At 69.4% G+C, this 15,318-nt stretch carries 12 protein-coding genes; 8 read left to right on the forward strand and 4 right to left on the reverse strand.

What is annotated here, in order from left to right; genetic code table 11:
* Positions 1-18 precede the first annotated feature (18 nt).
* A complete protein-coding gene (locus ACFY0U_RS07570; RefSeq protein WP_388631691.1) occupies positions 19-837 on the forward strand; it encodes a rhomboid family intramembrane serine protease in 819 nt (272 codons plus the stop codon).
* A gap of 1 nt (position 838) precedes the next feature.
* On the opposite strand, the gene hemE is transcribed toward ACFY0U_RS07570, so the two are convergent.
* Positions 839-1,894 (reverse strand): uroporphyrinogen decarboxylase, encoded by a 1,056-nt coding sequence (gene hemE, locus ACFY0U_RS07575; protein ID WP_388631694.1) that lies wholly within the window; start codon positions 1,892-1,894, stop codon positions 839-841.
* 123 nt (positions 1,895-2,017) lie between these two features.
* Here hemE and ACFY0U_RS07580 point away from each other — a divergent pair, with 123 nt between their 5' ends.
* From ACFY0U_RS07580 to ACFY0U_RS07590, 3 genes are all read left to right on the forward strand, one after another.
* Positions 2,018-2,686 carry a DUF3000 domain-containing protein gene (locus ACFY0U_RS07580; protein WP_388631697.1) on the forward strand — a complete coding sequence of 223 codons (669 nt, stop codon included), beginning with the start codon at positions 2,018-2,020 and terminating at the stop codon, positions 2,684-2,686.
* A 211-nt stretch (positions 2,687-2,897) separates the two neighbouring features.
* On the forward strand, positions 2,898-3,560 hold the full coding sequence (locus tag ACFY0U_RS07585; RefSeq protein ID WP_046260003.1) for a response regulator transcription factor: 663 nt from the start codon (positions 2,898-2,900) through the stop codon (positions 3,558-3,560).
* A 169-nt stretch (positions 3,561-3,729) separates the two neighbouring features.
* Entirely contained in the window at positions 3,730-5,034 is a 1,305-nt protein-coding gene (locus ACFY0U_RS07590) for a ribonuclease D (RefSeq protein WP_388631699.1), read from the forward strand.
* 8 nt (positions 5,035-5,042) lie between these two features.
* On the opposite strand, the gene ACFY0U_RS07595 is transcribed toward ACFY0U_RS07590, so the two are convergent.
* From ACFY0U_RS07595 to ACFY0U_RS07605, 3 genes are read right to left on the reverse strand one after another with little or no spacing between them, the layout of a single operon-like run.
* A complete protein-coding gene (locus tag ACFY0U_RS07595) occupies positions 5,043-5,873 on the reverse strand; it encodes a carbohydrate ABC transporter permease (RefSeq protein WP_388631702.1) in 831 nt (276 codons plus the stop codon).
* The gene (locus ACFY0U_RS07600; RefSeq protein ID WP_388631705.1) at positions 5,870-6,823 is read right to left on the reverse strand and encodes a carbohydrate ABC transporter permease; all 954 of its coding nucleotides are present in this window, start codon (positions 6,821-6,823) and stop codon (positions 5,870-5,872) included. The genes ACFY0U_RS07595 and ACFY0U_RS07600 overlap by 4 nt, the downstream gene beginning before the upstream one ends.
* A gap of 3 nt (positions 6,824-6,826) precedes the next feature.
* Positions 6,827-8,140 carry an ABC transporter substrate-binding protein gene (locus ACFY0U_RS07605; RefSeq protein ID WP_388631708.1) on the reverse strand — a complete coding sequence of 438 codons (1,314 nt, stop codon included), beginning with the start codon at positions 8,138-8,140 and terminating at the stop codon, positions 6,827-6,829.
* Between the two features lie 161 nt (positions 8,141-8,301).
* Between ACFY0U_RS07605 and ACFY0U_RS07610 the strand changes: the two genes are divergently transcribed.
* The 4 genes from ACFY0U_RS07610 to ACFY0U_RS07625 all read left to right on the forward strand — a co-directional run bounded on the left by ACFY0U_RS07610 (position 8,302) and on the right by ACFY0U_RS07625 (position 15,159).
* Positions 8,302-10,659, forward strand: a complete 2,358-nt coding sequence (locus tag ACFY0U_RS07610; RefSeq protein ID WP_388631711.1) for a glycoside hydrolase family 2 protein — start codon at positions 8,302-8,304, stop codon at positions 10,657-10,659.
* Complete coding sequence (locus ACFY0U_RS07615; RefSeq protein ID WP_388631713.1) at positions 10,656-11,693, forward strand: LacI family DNA-binding transcriptional regulator; 1,038 nt, start codon at positions 10,656-10,658, stop codon at positions 11,691-11,693. The genes ACFY0U_RS07610 and ACFY0U_RS07615 overlap by 4 nt, the downstream gene beginning before the upstream one ends.
* A gap of 122 nt (positions 11,694-11,815) precedes the next feature.
* Positions 11,816-13,033, forward strand: coding sequence for a thiolase family protein (locus tag ACFY0U_RS07620; RefSeq protein WP_388631715.1), 1,218 nt, complete (start codon positions 11,816-11,818; stop codon positions 13,031-13,033).
* Positions 13,030-15,159: a 3-hydroxyacyl-CoA dehydrogenase NAD-binding domain-containing protein gene (locus tag ACFY0U_RS07625; protein WP_388631718.1), complete on the forward strand. Its 2,130-nt coding sequence runs from the start codon at positions 13,030-13,032 to the stop codon at positions 15,157-15,159. Before ACFY0U_RS07620 ends, ACFY0U_RS07625 begins: the two co-directional genes overlap by 4 nt.
* Positions 15,160-15,318: the final 159 nt, after the last annotated feature.

The raw sequence follows: 15,318 nt of genomic DNA on the forward strand, positions 1-15,318 counted from the left end.
CGCGGGCAGTACTTCCTTGTGGTCATCCCCGTCCATGACGTGAACCCGGTGCGCCGCACCCCCGTGGTGACGTACGCGCTGATCGCCGCGAACGTACTGGTCTTCCTGTACACGCCCGGCCTGGCCGGCTCCGTGGCGGGCGACAGCAGCCTGTCCCAGCTCTGCCATCTGCAGGCGTTCCTGGATCACTACGCGGCGGTGCCGCAGGAGCTGATCCACCATCAGCTGCCCCAGGTGGTCCCCACCGGTGACGTGGGGCCCGGCGGCCAGGGCTGCGTGGTCGGGCCGCCGGCGTACGACAAGTCACCCGTGGTGTCCGTGTTCACCGCGATGTTCCTGCACGGCGGCTGGCTGCACCTGCTGGGCAACATGCTCTTCCTGCTGATCTTCGGCAACAACGTCGAGGACCGCATGGGCCATGTGCGGTTCGCGCTCTTCTACGTCGTCTGCGGCTACGCGGCGTCGTACGGCTTCGCGCTCCTCAACGACGACTCGGGCGACCCCCTGATCGGCGCGTCGGGAGCCATCGCCGGAGTGCTCGGCGCCTATCTGGTGCTGTATCCGAAGGCCAGGGTGTGGGTCCTGGTGCCGTTCCTGATCTTCCTGCCGCTCAGGCTGCCGGCCTGGCTGGTGCTGGGGTTCTGGTTCGTGCTCCAGGCCGTGTACTCGTCCGGCGAGGGCGTCTCCGACGCCGGGACCGTGGCGTACGCGGCGCACATCGTGGGCTTCCTCGCGGGCATGCTGCTGGCCTGGCCGCTCAGGGCGGGCACGCCCCAGCCGCCGGAACCGCGCGGTCTGCTGTTCGGCAGGAAGGCGCGGCCCCGGCACACGTGGTAGATCAGTGGGCGGTCTGCGTGTGGACGTACTCCACAAGGCGGGTCAGCGCGTCCGGGTCGGTGGACGGCATGACGCCGTGACCGAGGTTGAAGACATGGCCCTCGAGGTCCTTCGCGGAGTCCAGCACCTCGCGGGTCTTGGCCTCGACGGCCTCCGTGCCGGCGAACAGGACGGTCGGGTCGAGGTTGCCCTGGAGCGCCTTGCCGGGGCCGACCCGGCGCACCGCCTCGTCGAGCGGGACGCGCCAGTCGACGCCGACGACGTCCGCGCCGGCCTCGCCCATCAGCTTCAGCAGCTCACCGGTGCCGACACCGAAGTGGATGCGCGGGACGCCGTACCCGGCGACCGCGTCGAAGACCTTGGCGGAGTGCGGCAGCACCGAGTTCGTGTAGTCGGCCGGGGAGAGCGCGCCGGCCCAGGAGTCGAACAGCTGGACCGCCGAGGCGCCGGCCTCGATCTGCACCTTCAGGAAGGCGGCCGTGATCTCTGCGAGGCGGTCGAGCAGGTCGGCCCAGAGTTCGGGGTCGCCGTACATCATCGCCTTGGCGTTCTCGTACGTCCGCGACGGTCCGCCCTCGACGAGGTAACTCGCGAGGGTGAAAGGCGCGCCCGCGAAACCGATGAGCGGGGTGGCGCCGAGCTCGCGGGTCAGCAGGCCGATGGCCTCGGTGACGTAGGAGACGTCCTCGGGGGTGAGGTCGCGGAGCTGGGCCAGGTCGGCGCGGGTGCGGATCGGCTTCTCGACGACCGGGCCGACGCCGGGCTTGATGTCGAGGTCGATGCCGATGGCCTTGAGCGGGACGACGATGTCACTGAAGTAGATCGCCGCGTCCACGTGGTGCCGGCGCACCGGCTGGAGGGTGATCTCGGTGACCAGCTCGGGCCGCATGCAGGACTCGAGCATCCCGACGCCCTCGCGGACCTTGCGGTACTCCGGCAGTGAGCGCCCGGCCTGCCGCATGAACCACACCGGGGTGTGCGGCACGGGCTCGCGCCTGCAGGCCTTGAGGAAGGCGGAATCGTACGTGGCGGTCGGCTGGCTCTCGTTGGCACTCACGGGGGAAAGTCTCGCACGGCGCCAGGGGCGGTTCTCGACCCTGGTCGGCTTCCGCGGCGGCCCCCGCGCCGGGCCACGGGGTGTCTGGCCCGCGCCGAGCCATGGTTCCCCTAATCTTCCCGCATGGCTGCGGCTCAGGGACGACTGTCGGACGGCGCTGGCGGAATGGACGACGCGAAGGAGGGGGACCGGAATGCGAGCAGTGACGCTCCGCCGCCCTTCCGGGCCGCCGTCGATGCACTGAGGGCGGCCCGGCTGCGACCGCAGATCGAGGTGGAGCCGACGCGCGCGCCGCAGCGGCTCGCGCCCTTCGCCTACGCGCTGGAGGCCGCGGTCGTCGACGGCGACCAGGACCTGGCCGACGGCCGGCTGGTGCTGCTGCACGACCCGGACGGGCATGACGCCTGGCGGGGCACGTTCCGGCTGGTGACGCTGGTGCGCGCGGAGCTGGAGCCGGAGATGGCGGCGGATCCGCTGCTGCCCGACGTGTGCTGGTCGTGGCTGACGGGTGCGCTCCAGGCGCGTGGTCTGGCGTGCGGTGAGCCCAGTGGCACGGTCACGCGGGCGAGCTCCCACTACTTCGGTGGCCTCGCCGAGCGTCCGGCCGCCTCGCAGATCGAGATCCGGGCGTCCTGGACGCCTCGTGAGGGCCTGGGCGGCGTGCCGGACACGGCGGGTCATCTGGCGGCCTGGTGCGATCTGCTGGCCCAGGTCGCGGGCCTGCCGCCGGCCGGTCCGGGCGACGCGTCGGTCGTGACGTTGCCGCAGCGGCGGGGACCGCAGTCCCGCTGACGTTCGGTTCTTCGGGATCACTTTGTCGACACGGCCACATTCGGTCAGGAGTGATCCCTCGAACGAACCCAATCGTTCACCGAACGATCGACCACACGTCCGAATTGCACCAATTGTTACTCACTAGATCGTGATCTTTCTCTAAAGGCCTATGGGTTTGATGCCGAAGACGTCTGTGACCTCACAGCCGTCCCCCACCCCAGGAGGCCTGGTGTCCGTTCTCCTCGAGCAGCCCGCAAGCCTGGTCGCCTACCGCCCGAACAAGCCGACCGCGATGGTGGTCGTGGCCGACCCGCGCGTCCGCTCCACCGTCACCCGCCACCTCTGGGCGCTCGGTGTACGCGATGTCATCGAGGCCTCGTCCGTCGCCGAGGCCCGTCCCCGTATCGGCAACCCCCGTGACATCTGCGTCGCCGACGTCCACCTGCCCGACGGCTCCGGCCTGACCCTCCTGTCCGAGACCCGCGCCGCGGGCTGGCCCAACGGCCTCGCCCTCTCCGCGGCCGACGACATCGGCGCCGTGCGCAACGCCCTCGCGGGCGGCGTCAAGGGCTACGTCGTCACCGGCACCCGCACCAACGTCGGGCTCCCCTCCCGACCGGGCGCCGCGCCCATCGGCTCCCGCGCCGCCGGAATGCACCGCCGCCCCCCGGGTGCCCCGAGCCACCCGGGCGGCTACCGCGAGCTCTCCGGCCGCGAGGTCGAGGTGCTGCGACTGGTCGCGGAGGGCCAGTCCAACAAGGCCATCGGCGTCTCGATGGGCCTGTCCGCGCTGACCGTCAAGAGCCACCTCGCCCGCATCGCCCGCAAGCTGGGCACCGGCGACCGCGCCGGCATGGTCGCGGTGGCCCTGCGCACGGGCATCATCCACTGACCTTCCCCCCTTCACGGACGTGAACTGGATCAGTCCTGGATCCCGGAGCACGCCCCCGATCGGTCGTGAACCCGAGGATTCACCGACCTGACTGGTTTACGACCCTCAGGCGCCCGTCGACGGAACGTTCCGTCGGCGGGCGCTGTCCATACACAGATACCCTTGACATGTGACCGACGCCCAAGACACCGCAGCAGACAGCTCACTGCGAACCACCGGAGGCGCCCCTCCGGACGACGGCGGATCTTCTGTTACGGGGGCGCCCGATCCTGAACCGGGTCCCGAGCCGATTCCTTTGCTCGAACCGCGCGAGGGCATCCCGCCTGTGGTGGCCGACGAGGACACGCTCGCCCGGGTGATCGCCGCGTTCGCGGCCGGCTCAGGACCCGTCGCCGTCGACGCCGAACGCGCGTCCGGCTACCGCTACGGACAGCGCGCCTACCTCGTCCAGCTGCGCCGCGAGGGCGCGGGATCCGCGCTGATCGACCCCGTGGCCTGCCCCGACCTCTCCGGGCTCGGCGAGGCGCTGTCCGGTGTGGAGTGGGTGCTGCACGCCGCCACGCAGGATCTTCCATGTCTGCGCGAGATAGGCATGGTGCCCACCTCCCTCTTCGACACCGAGCTCGCCGGACGGCTCGCCGGGTTCCCCCGGGTCGGCCTCGGCGCGATGGTCGAGGGCGTCCTGGGCTTCGTACTGGAAAAGGGACACTCCGCGGTCGACTGGTCGACGCGTCCGCTGCCCGAGCCGTGGCTGCGCTACGCGGCGCTGGACGTGGAGCTCCTCGTCGACCTGCGGGACGCGCTGGAGAAGGAGCTGGACCGGCAGGGGAAGCTGGAGTGGGCGCGGCAGGAGTTCGACGCGATCGCTTCGGCTCCGCCGCCCGAGCCTCGTAAGGATCCCTGGCGTCGGACGTCCGGGATGCACAAGGTGCGGCGGCGTCGGCAGCTGGCCGTGGTGCGGGAGCTGTGGCAGACGCGGGACCGGATCGCCCAGCGGCGGGATGTGTCGCCGGGCAAGGTGCTGTCGGACACGGCCATCGTGGAGGCGGCGCTTTCCCTTCCGGCCGATGCGCAAGCACTGGCCGCGCTGAACGGGTTCGGGCAGCGGATGGGGCGGCGGCAGCTGGAGCAGTGGCAGGCCGCGGTGGACCGGGCCAAGGGACTGTCCGAGGCGCAGTTGCCCGCGCCTGGCCAGCCGGTCACGGGGCCGCCGCCGCCTCGGGCCTGGGCCGACAAGGACCCCGCCGCCGCGGCTCGGTTGTCCGCGGCTCGGGCCGGGGTCTCCGCGCTGGCGGAGCGGCTCAACATGCCTCAGGAGAACCTGATCACTCCGGACACGGTTCGACGGGTCTGCTGGGAGCCGCCGAAGAACGTGGACGCGGAGTCCGTGGGCGCGGCGCTTGCGGGGTACGGGGCTCGGCCGTGGCAGGTCGAGCTCGTCACTCCGGTTCTCGTGAGTGCCTTGTCCGCCTGAGAGGTCTCCTATCTGGTCGCTCCTCGCATGAAACCGTTGTAGATGAAGCGTTGCAGGCTCAGGAAGACGATCAGCGTCGGCAGGATCACCAGCACCGCTCCCGCCGAGATGACCTCCCAGTGCGCCGCGTACGGGCCCCGGAAGCGGAACAGGGACGTCGAGATCACGCCAAGATCTTCCGACGGCATGTAGAGGAAGGGGATGTAGAAGTCGTTGTAGACCGTGATCCCCTTCACTATCACCACCGTCGCTATCGCCGGCTTCAGCAGCGGGAAGATGATCCGCCAGTAGATGGTGAACGTGTTGGCCCCGTCCAGGCGGGCCGACTCGTCCAGGGAGATCGGGATCGACCTGACGAACTGCAGGAAGATGTAGATCGAGACGATGTCCGTGCCCATGTAGAGCGCGATCGGCGCCCAGAGGGTGTCGAACATGCCGAAGCTGTTGACGATCTGGAAGGTCGCCACCTGGGTCGTCACACCGGGGACCAGCGCGGCGATCAGGAAGAGCGCCACCACCAGTCTGCGGAAGCGGAAGGTGAAGCGGTCGATGGCGTACGCGGTCATCGAGCCGATGAGGACCGTGCCGCCGATCGAGATCAGCAGGATGACCGCCGTGTTGGCGAAGGCGGAGAGCATCTCGCCGTCCTGGAACGCCGACACGTAGTTGCCGAAGTTCAGCGGGTTGTCGGGGAGACTCAGGGCGCCGCTCGAATTCGCCATCTCCTTCTCCGACTTGAGCGAGGTCAGCAGGACGACGACCAGCGGCAGCAGGACCACCACGGTCGCGGCGCTCAGGGACAGGTAGACGAGAGCGCGGGACACCGCGTGGCGTGTCATACGAGATCCACCTTGTCGTCGGGGACGAGGCGCCGCTGGACCCAGGTCACCAGCAGGATGATCAGCAGCAGGACCACCGCGGCGGCCGAGGCGAGGCCCGTCTTGTTGAAGCGGAAGGCCAGGTTGACCGTCTGGATCACGAAGGTCTCGGTGCCGGTGGCGCCGCCGGTCATGATGTACGGGATCTCGAAGGCCGACAGCGAGCCGGAGATCGAGAGGATGACTGTCAGGGTCAGCACCGGTTTGATGCCCGGCGCGATGATGTAGCGGAACTGGTGCCAGCGGTTCGCGCCGTCCAGTTCGGCCGCCTCGTACAGCTCCCCCGGGATCGACTGGATCGCGCCGAGGAACAGGACGAAGTTCAGGCCCAGATAGCGCCACATCGAGACGCCGGCGAGCGAGGTGTTGGCGGAGACCGGGGTGCCGAGCCAGGCGTGGTCGGTCTGCACTCCGAAGAGGCTCAGGACCGAGTCGAGGGTGCCGCCGTCCTGGAAGAAGTAGAGGAAGACGAAGCCGATCGCCACCCCGTTGATCAGATACGGGAAGAACAGCACGCCCTTGAAGAAGTTCCGGAAGCGGATGTTGAAGCTCAGGATCGTCGCGAAGTAGAGCGCGGCGACGATCTGGAGGGCGGAGGCGGCCAGGTAGTAGCCGCTGACCCAGAACACCTCGAAGAGTTCCGGGCGGGTGAAGATCTCCTCGTAGTTCCCGGCGCCCGTGTAGCGCAGTTCGGGGCTCACGCCGTCCCAGTCGGTGAGGCTGTACGCCACCATGTTGGCGATCGGCGCGTAGGTGAAGGTGATCAGCAGGGCGAGCGGGGCGATGAGGAAGAGCCACGGGGTGACCCCGCGCCACACGCGGTGCCGGCGCGCGGCGGGGGCCGGGACGGGGGCGGCCGGTGCCGCCCCCGCGGCGGTCTTCGCTGCCGCCTTCTGAGTGGTGTCCGTCATCGGTCAGGACCCCGCGGCCTTCTGGGCGTCCGTCCAGCGCTCGCTGAGGTCGGCGAGGAAGTCGTCGAGGCTGCCCTTGCGCGCGCCCCGGGCCAGGTCGACCAGGTTCTGGCGGTACTCGGGGGCGTAGATGCCGACCTCCGAGGTGTTGTCGATCTGCTTGACCTCCGCGCCCTTGGTGTCGTCCACCTCGATGAGCTGGACGCCCGCCTCCTCGTACGGCTTGAGGACCTCGGGCATGGGCGCGTCCTTGAGCGGGGAGATGGCGAGGTTGTCCTCGACGTAGGTGGACTTGTCGGTGAACCAGTCGATCCAGGCGCGGGCCGCTTCCTTGTGCTTGGAGTGGACGTTGACGGCCTGGTTGTAGTCCGGGGCGACGGTCGCGCAGAACTTGCCGTTCGTCTGGGACGGGAAGGGCATGAAGCCGATGTCGTCGGGGTCGGCCCCGGCTTTCTTGGCGGCGTCCTGGAACTGGACGATGGCCCAGGTGCCCAGCCACTGCGTCGCGATCTCGCCCTTCGCGGTGCGGGGCTTGGACTCCTCCCAGTTGCTCGTCGTGGGGTCCTTCTCGACGAGGCCGGACTTCACGATGTCGTAGAGCAGGGTGTCGCCGACGCGCAGGTCGGCGTCCTTCGCCCACGGGTCGCCCTCGGCCAGTTTCGTGGTCGCCTGCGGGTCGCAGTGGACGGCGCCGTCGACGTACGTCCACGAGGTGAGCGTCCAGCCGGCCGAGAAGTTGGTGTAGTACGGGATGGCGTCGGTCTTGGCCTTGATGGCCTTGAGGCTTGCGAGGAACTCGGCCGGGGTGGTGGGCCATTCGGTGATCCCGGCCTCCTTCCAGATCCGCTTGTTGTAGACGAAGCCGGGCATCCCGCCGTTCGTGGTCTGTCCGTAGACCTTGCCGTCGACGGTGGTGAAGTCGGTGAAGCGGTACTTCTTGCCGCGCTCGGCCTGGGTGCCGAGGGAGGCGAAGAACTTCGGGTAGTCGGCCTTCTTGATGACCGCGGGGATCAGCAGGACGTCGCCGTAGTTCTCCGTGTTCATACGGATCTTGACTTCGGCCTCGTAGTTGGTGAGGGCCTCGAACTCGACCTTGACCTTGGGATAGGTCTTGTTGAACTCGGCGGCGTACCTCTTCATCGTGCCGTCCTGCACGAGGTCGGTCCGCACGGTGAGGACTTTGATGGTTCCGGTGACCTTTGACGGGTCGTCAGCGGCCTTCGCGTCGGCGCCTTTCGTGGAACCTCCGGTGCCGGTGCACCCCGGGACGAGCAGGGCGGCTCCCACGGCCAGGGCCAGGACTGTACGGCGGTTCATGTGCGTCAGCTCCGTTCTTGGGACGGACGAGCACGAGCGGGTTGGCTGGTTCCGAACTCTGACAACGTTTTCTTAACCGGTAAAGTCCCTATCTCGCCAACGATGCCAAACCGTTTCCATCGCTTCTCGGCAACTGGACTTGATCGGTTTAGGGAGTGCGCATGCTTCAGGAAACACCGCTCAGCGAGGGCTGGATCCTGCGGCACGAGGGGGCCGAGCTCCCCGCCGCGGTGCCGGGCTGTGTGCACACCGATCTGCTGGCGGCGGGGGTGATCCCGGACCCCTTTCTCGGGCGGAACGAGACCGAGGTGGCGTGGGTGGGGCGGCGGGAGTGGACGTACGAGACCGACCTGTCGGCCACCGACGGGCAGGAACAGACCGACCTCGTCTTCGAGGGGCTCGACACCGCCGCCGAAATCCGTCTGGACGGGCGGCTGTTGGGGCGGACGCGGAACATGCACCGCTCGTACCGCTTCGACGTGACCGGTCTCGAAGGGCGGCTGTCGGTCCGGTTCGTCTCCGCCTGTGCCGAGGCCGAGGCGGTGCGCGGGCGGCTCGGGGAGCGGCCGGCCGCGTACCAGGAGCCCTTCCAGTACATCCGCAAGATGGCCTGCTCCTTCGGCTGGGACTGGGGACCGACGCTGGTGACGGCCGGGATCTGGCGGCCGGCGCGTCTTGAGCACTGGTCGACGGCCCGGATCTCCCGAGTGCGGCCCCTGGTGACCGTCGAACAGGGCCTGGGTGTCGTGGAGTTGGCCGTCGAGGTCGAGCGGACCCGGGTGGAGGCGTCGCTCGTCGTCGAGGCGACGGTGGGCGGGGTGCGGGTGCGTGCCTCGCTCGACGGGGCCGGTGGGGTCGTACGGCTCGAAGTGCCCGGCGTGCGCCTGTGGTGGCCGCGCGGGTACGGCGAACAGCCGCTGTACGAGGTCGAGTTGACCTTGCTGCACGGTGCTGACGTGCTGGATGTGTGGCGTCGGCGGGTCGGTTTCCGCACGGTGGAGCTGGACCGCTCGGAGGATGAGCACGGCACCGGGTTCACCTTTGTTCTCAACGGTGAGCGGCTCTTCGCGCGGGGCGTCAACTGGATCCCCGACGATGTGTTCCCGTCGCGGATCACGCGGGAGCGGTATCGGGAGCGGTTGGCGCAGGCGGCCGGGGCGGGGGTCGATCTCGTGCGGGTCTGGGGCGGTGGGATCTACGAGAGCGAGGACTTCTACGACGCCTGCGACGAGTTGGGGCTGCTGGTGTGGCAGGACTTCCCGTTCGCGTGCGCGGCCTATCCGGAGGAGCAGCCGCTGCGGGGCGAGGTGGAGGCCGAGGCGCGGGAGAACGTCGTACGGCTGATGCCGCATCCCTCGCTGGTGCTGTGGAACGGCAACAACGAGAACCTGTGGGGGTTCCGGGACTGGGGCTGGGAGGAGCGGCTCGCCGGGGACTCCTGGGGGGAGGGGTACTACCTGGGCGTACTGCCGCGGGTGGTGGCCGAGTTGGATCCGACGCGGCCGTACACGGCGGGGAGCCCCTGGTCCGGGTCGTGGGAGCGGCATCCGAACGATCCGGCGCACGGGACGCATCACTCGTGGGAGGTGTGGAACCGGGAGGACTACGCCCAGTATCGGCGCGATGTCCCGCGGTTCATGGCCGAGTTCGGGTGGCAGGCGCCGCCCGCGTACGCCACGTTGCGGCGGGCATTGCCGGGTGAGGAGCTGATGGCGGACTCCCCCGGGATGCTGCACCACCAGAAGGCCGACGACGGGAACGGGAAGCTGCGGCGAGGTCTTGAGCGTCATTTCGCCTTTCCCGAGGGGGACTTCGACCGCTGGCACTACCTGACCCAGGTCAACCAGGCGCGGGCGGTGGCGACCGGGATCGAGCACTGGCGGTCCCACTGGCCGGTGTGCGCGGGGACCGTCCTGTGGCAGCTCAACGACTGCTGGCCGGTGACGTCCTGGGCGGCGATCGACGGGGACGGGCGGGAGAAGCCGCTCTATCACGAGCTGCGGAGGCTGTACGCGGACCGGTTGCTGACGGTTCAGGGGCGCAGGGTGGCCGCCGTCAATCAGGGACCCCGCGCGTGGGCGGGTGCGGTGCGGCTGCGGCGGATGTCGGTCGAGGGGGTGGTGATCGGCGAGGTGAGCGTGGCGTTCACCGCCGGGGCACGGACCGTGGGGTCCGTCGACCTGCCGCAGGAGCTGGAGCCGGCCGGTGCGAAGGAGTTCCTGGTCGCGGACGCGGACGGGCTGCGGGCGCTGTACTTTCCGGCGCCGGACCGCGACATCCCGTACCCCCGGCCGGATTTCGACGTGTCGGTCGCTCCGGGCTCGGTGACGGTGACGGCGCGGACTCTCGTACGGGATCTGCTCCTTCAGGCCGACCGGCTGGATCCTGAGGCGCGGGCCGACCGGGGGCTGGTGACGCTGTTGCCCGGCGAGCAGGTGACCATCGGGGTCAGCGGCTGGAAGACTCCTGATCCGGACGCCGCCCGATCCGCCCTGTACTGCCTGGAGCCCAGCCGATGACAGCCCAACCGGCATCTCGCGTCACCATCAAGGACGTCGCCGCGCGTGCCGGGGTGTCCAAGGGTGCCGTGTCGCTCGCGTTCAACCACAAGCCGGGGCTGTCGGAGGCGACCCGGGACCGGATCTTCAAGGCCGCGCGGGAGCTGGGCTGGGCGCCGAACCTGACCGCGCGGACGCTGGCCGGGTCGCGGGTGGACGTGGTGGGCCTCGCGATCTGCCGGCCGGCGCGGCTGCTGGGCCTGGAGCCCTTCTACATGGAGTTCATCTCGGGCGTGGAGAGCGTGCTGACCGAGCACTCGTGCTCCCTGCTGCTGCGGCTCGTGCGGAACGTGGAGGAGGAGGTCGGGCTCCAGGAGGCGTGGTGGCGGGGGCGGCAGATCGGCGGGGCGATCCTCGTCGACTTCCGGCCCGACGACCCCCGGGTGGCGTCGGCCGAGCGGCTCGGGATGCCGGTGGTCGCGGTCGGGCATCCCTCGCTCACCGGGAACCTGACGTCCGTGTGGACCGACGACGCCACCGCCGTGACGGAGGCGGTGCGGTATCTGGCGGCGCTGGGGCATCGGCGGATCGCCCGGGTCGGGGGCGCGGCGGCGCTGGGGCACACGGCGGCGCGTACGGCGGCCTTCGACGAGGCGGCGCGGTCCCTTGAACTGGCGGGGGCCTGGCAGGTCACCACCGACTACTCGGGCGAGGCGGGGGCGCGGGCCACGCGGTCCATGCTGGCCGCGGACGCGGCGGACCGGCCGACGGCGATCGTGTACGACAACGACATCATGGCGGTGGCCGGTCTTTCGGTGGCCGCGGAGATGGGGCTCTCCGTCCCCGGCGACGTCTCGCTGCTGGCCTGGGACGACTCCCAGCTGTGCCGGCTGACGCATCCGACGTTGTCCGCGATGAGCCATGACGTGCACGGATTCGGTGCGGACGCGGCGCGGACCCTGTTCGGGGTGATCATGGGCGAGGGTCCGGGATCACACCCTGTGCCCACCCCGGTACTCACTCCACGCGGCTCGACCGCTCCCCCGCGGATGTGACCTTCGCCGCTCCCCCCTCCAGGACTGTGCAGCTACGTTACCCACAAGTAGCATGGGCCTGAGCGCGCGCTCAGCGCTTACGCAGTGCAGCAGTGCCATCCCGCATCTGGAGGAGAGCCATCGTGCCTCGTACCGTCAGGGACGTCGTCTTCGTCGACGGCGTCCGCACCCCGTTCGGCAAGGCGGGCCCGAAGGGCATCTACCACGAGACCCGCGCCGACGACCTCGTCGTGAAGGCGATCCGGGAGCTGCTGCGCCGCAACCCGGGTCTCGACCCGAAGAAGATCGACGAGGTCGCCATCGCCGCGACCACGCAGATCGGTGACCAGGGTCTGACCATCGGCCGTACCGCCGGAATCCTGGCCGGTCTGCCGCAGTCCGTCCCGGGCTACTCCATCGACCGCATGTGCGCCGGCGCGCTGACCGCCGTCACCTCGGTCGCCGGTTCGGTCGCCTTCGGTGCCTACGACATCGCCATCGCCGGTGGTGTCGAGCACATGGGCCGCCACCCCATGGGTGAGGGCGTGGACCCGAACCCGCGCTTCGTCTCCGAGAAGCTGGTCGACGAGTCCGCCCTCTTCATGGGTATGACCGCCGAGAACCTGCACGACCGCTACCCGACGATCACCAAGCAGCGCGCCGACGAGTACGCCGTGCGCTCGCAGGAGAAGGCCGCCAAGGCGTACGCCAACGGCAAGATCCAGCAGGACCTGGTGCCGATCTCGGTACGCCGCACCAACGCCGAGGCCGGTGAGACCGGCTGGGGCCTGGTCACCGCCGACGAGCCGATGCGCCCGGGCACCACGATCGAGAACCTGACCGGTCTCAAGACGCCGTTCCGCGTCCACGGCCGGGTCACCGCGGGCAACGCCGCCGGTCTCAACGACGGTGCCACCGCCTCCCTCATCGCCTCCGAGGACTTCGCCCGCGAGAACAACCTCCCGGTGAAGATGCGCCTGGTCTCCTACTCCTTCGCGGGTGTGGAGCCGGAGGTCATGGGCTACGGCCCGATCCCGGCCACCGAGAAGGCGCTCGCCCAGGCGGGGCTGTCCATCGAGGACATCGGCCTGTTCGAGATCAACGAGGCCTTCGCCGTCCAGGTGCTGGCCTTCCTGGAGCACTACGGCATCGCCGACGACGACGCGCGCGTCAACCAGTACGGCGGCGCGATCGCCTTCGGTCACCCGCTGGCCTCCTCGGGTGTGCGTCTGATGACGCAGCTGGCCCGTCAGTTCGAGGAGCAGCCGAACGTCCGCTACGGCCTGACCACGATGTGCGTCGGCTTCGGCATGGGCGCGACCGTCATCTGGGAGAACCCGCACTTCGAGGGGGACAAGTGAGCACCACCGCTGAGCTTTTGAAGGGTGCGGCCGAGCTGTTCCCCGACGAGGTCGTGACGTCCGCGCACGTACGCCACCTCGACCTGCCGTTCGGCGCCGGGCGCTTCGCGCTCATCACGCTGGACAACGGCTTCGACCACACCAAGCCGACCACCTTCGGCCCGCAGTCGCTGGCGAACCTGGACGCCGCCATCGACCAGGTCGAGGCGGAGGCCGCGGCCGGCGACATCGTCGGCGTCGGCATCACCGGCAAGCCGTTCATCTTCGCGGTCGGCGCCGACCTCAAGGGTGTCGAGCTCCTCAAGGAGCACAAGGACGCGCTCGCCATCGGCAAGGGCGGCCACGAGGTCTTCAAGCGCCTCGCCGGCATCGCGGTCCCGACCTTCGCGTACTACAACGGTGCCGCGATGGGCGGTGGCGTCGAGGTCGGTCTGCACTGCGAGTACCGCACGGTCTCCAAGGCGCTGCCCGCCTTCTCGCTGCCCGAGGTCTTCCTCGGTCTGGTGCCCGGCTGGGGCGGCTGCACGATCCTGCCGAACCTGATCGGTGCCGACAAGGCCGTCTCGGTGATCATCGAGAACAGCCTCAACCAGAACAAGCAGCTCAAGGGCCAGCAGGTCTTCGACCTCGGTATCGCCGACGCCCTCTTCGAGGGCGCCGACTTCCTGGAGCAGTCGCTGATCTGGACCGCCCAGGTGCTCAAGGGCGACGTCAAGGTCGAGCGCCCGGTCATCGACCGCGGTGAGGCCTGGGACCAGGCCGTCGCGCGCGGCCGGTTCATCGCCGACTCCAAGGTGCACGGCGCGGCCCCGGCCGCCTACCGCGCCCTGGACATCATCGCCGCCGCCAAGAACGGCGACCTCCAGCAGGGCTACGACGCCGAGGATGTCGCCCTCGCCGACCTGATCATGGGTGGCGAACTGCGCTCCGGCATCTACGCCTTCAACCTGGTGCAGAAGCGCGGCAAGCGTCCCGCGGGTGCCCCGGACAAGTCGCTGGCCCGCCCGGTCACCAAGGTCGGTGTCGTCGGCGCCGGTCTGATGGCCTCCCAGCTCGCGCTGCTCTTCCTGCGCCGCCTGGAGGTCCCGGTCGTCCTCACGGACATCGACCAGGAGCGCGTCGACAAGGGTGTGGGCTACGTCCACGCCGAGATCGAGAAGCTGCTCGGCAAGGGCCGTATCAACCAGGACAAGGCCAACCGCCTCAAGGCCCTGGTCACCGGTGTGCTGGACAAGGCCGAGGGCTTCTCCGACGCCGACTTCATCATCGAGGCCGTGTTCGAGGAGATCGGCGTCAAGCAGCAGGTGTTCGCGGAGGTCGAGGCGGTCGCCCCGGCGCACGCGATCCTCGCCACCAACACCTCCTCGCTGTCGGTCACCGAGATGGCGTCGAAGCTGAAGAACCCCGAGCGGGTCGTGGGCTTCCACTTCTTCAACCCGGTCGCGATCCTCCCGCTCCTCGAGATCGTCCGCGGTGAGCAGACCGACGACGCCTCGCTGGCCACGGCCTTCGGTGTCGCCAAGAAGCTGAAGAAGACCGCGGTGCTGGTGAAGGACGCCCCGGCGTTCGTCGTCAACCGCATCCTCACCCGCTTCATGGGCGAGATCCAGAACGTCATCGACGAGGGCACCTCGGTCGAGGTCGCGGAGAAGGCGGTCGAGCCGCTGGGTCTGCCGATGTCGCCGCTGGTCCTGCTGGAGCTGGTCGGTCCCGCGATCGGTCTGCATGTCTCCGAGACCCTCAACCGGGCCTTCCCGGAGCGGTTCACGGTCTCCCCGAACCTCGCGGCCGTCGTCAAGGCGGGCAAGCGCGGCTTCTACGTCTACGACTCCGGCAAGCCGGAGCTGGACCCCGAGGTCGCCGCGCTGCTGAAGCAGGGCGATGTCGTCCTGACCGAGGAGCAGGTCCGCGAGCGTGTTCTCGACGCCGTCGCCCAGGAGATCGGGCTCATGCTCGACGAGGGTGTCGTCGCCGAGGCCCAGGACATCGACCTCTGCCTGATCACGGGCGCCGGCTGGCCCTTCCACCTGGGCGGCATCACGCCGTACCTGGACCGTGAGGGTGTCTCCGAGCGGGTGAACGGGAAGAAGTTCCTGGCGCCGGGCGTGGCTTCCGTCCCTGCGTAAGCGCTCCGCTGTTGACGCCGGTGCCCCGCATGCCGTTTCGGTGTGCGGGGCACTCGGCGTTCGGGCCGTGCCAGACGTTTTTTCGCCCCCTCCGCCCCTGCCCTTCCCGTCCCTGGGGGCTGTGCCCCCAGACCCCCCTGAAAAAGATTGCGCAGTTCC

Source organism: Streptomyces sp. NPDC001536, from assembly GCF_042894505.1.
In the GTDB taxonomy this organism is placed as follows: domain Bacteria; phylum Actinomycetota; class Actinomycetes; order Streptomycetales; family Streptomycetaceae; genus Streptomyces.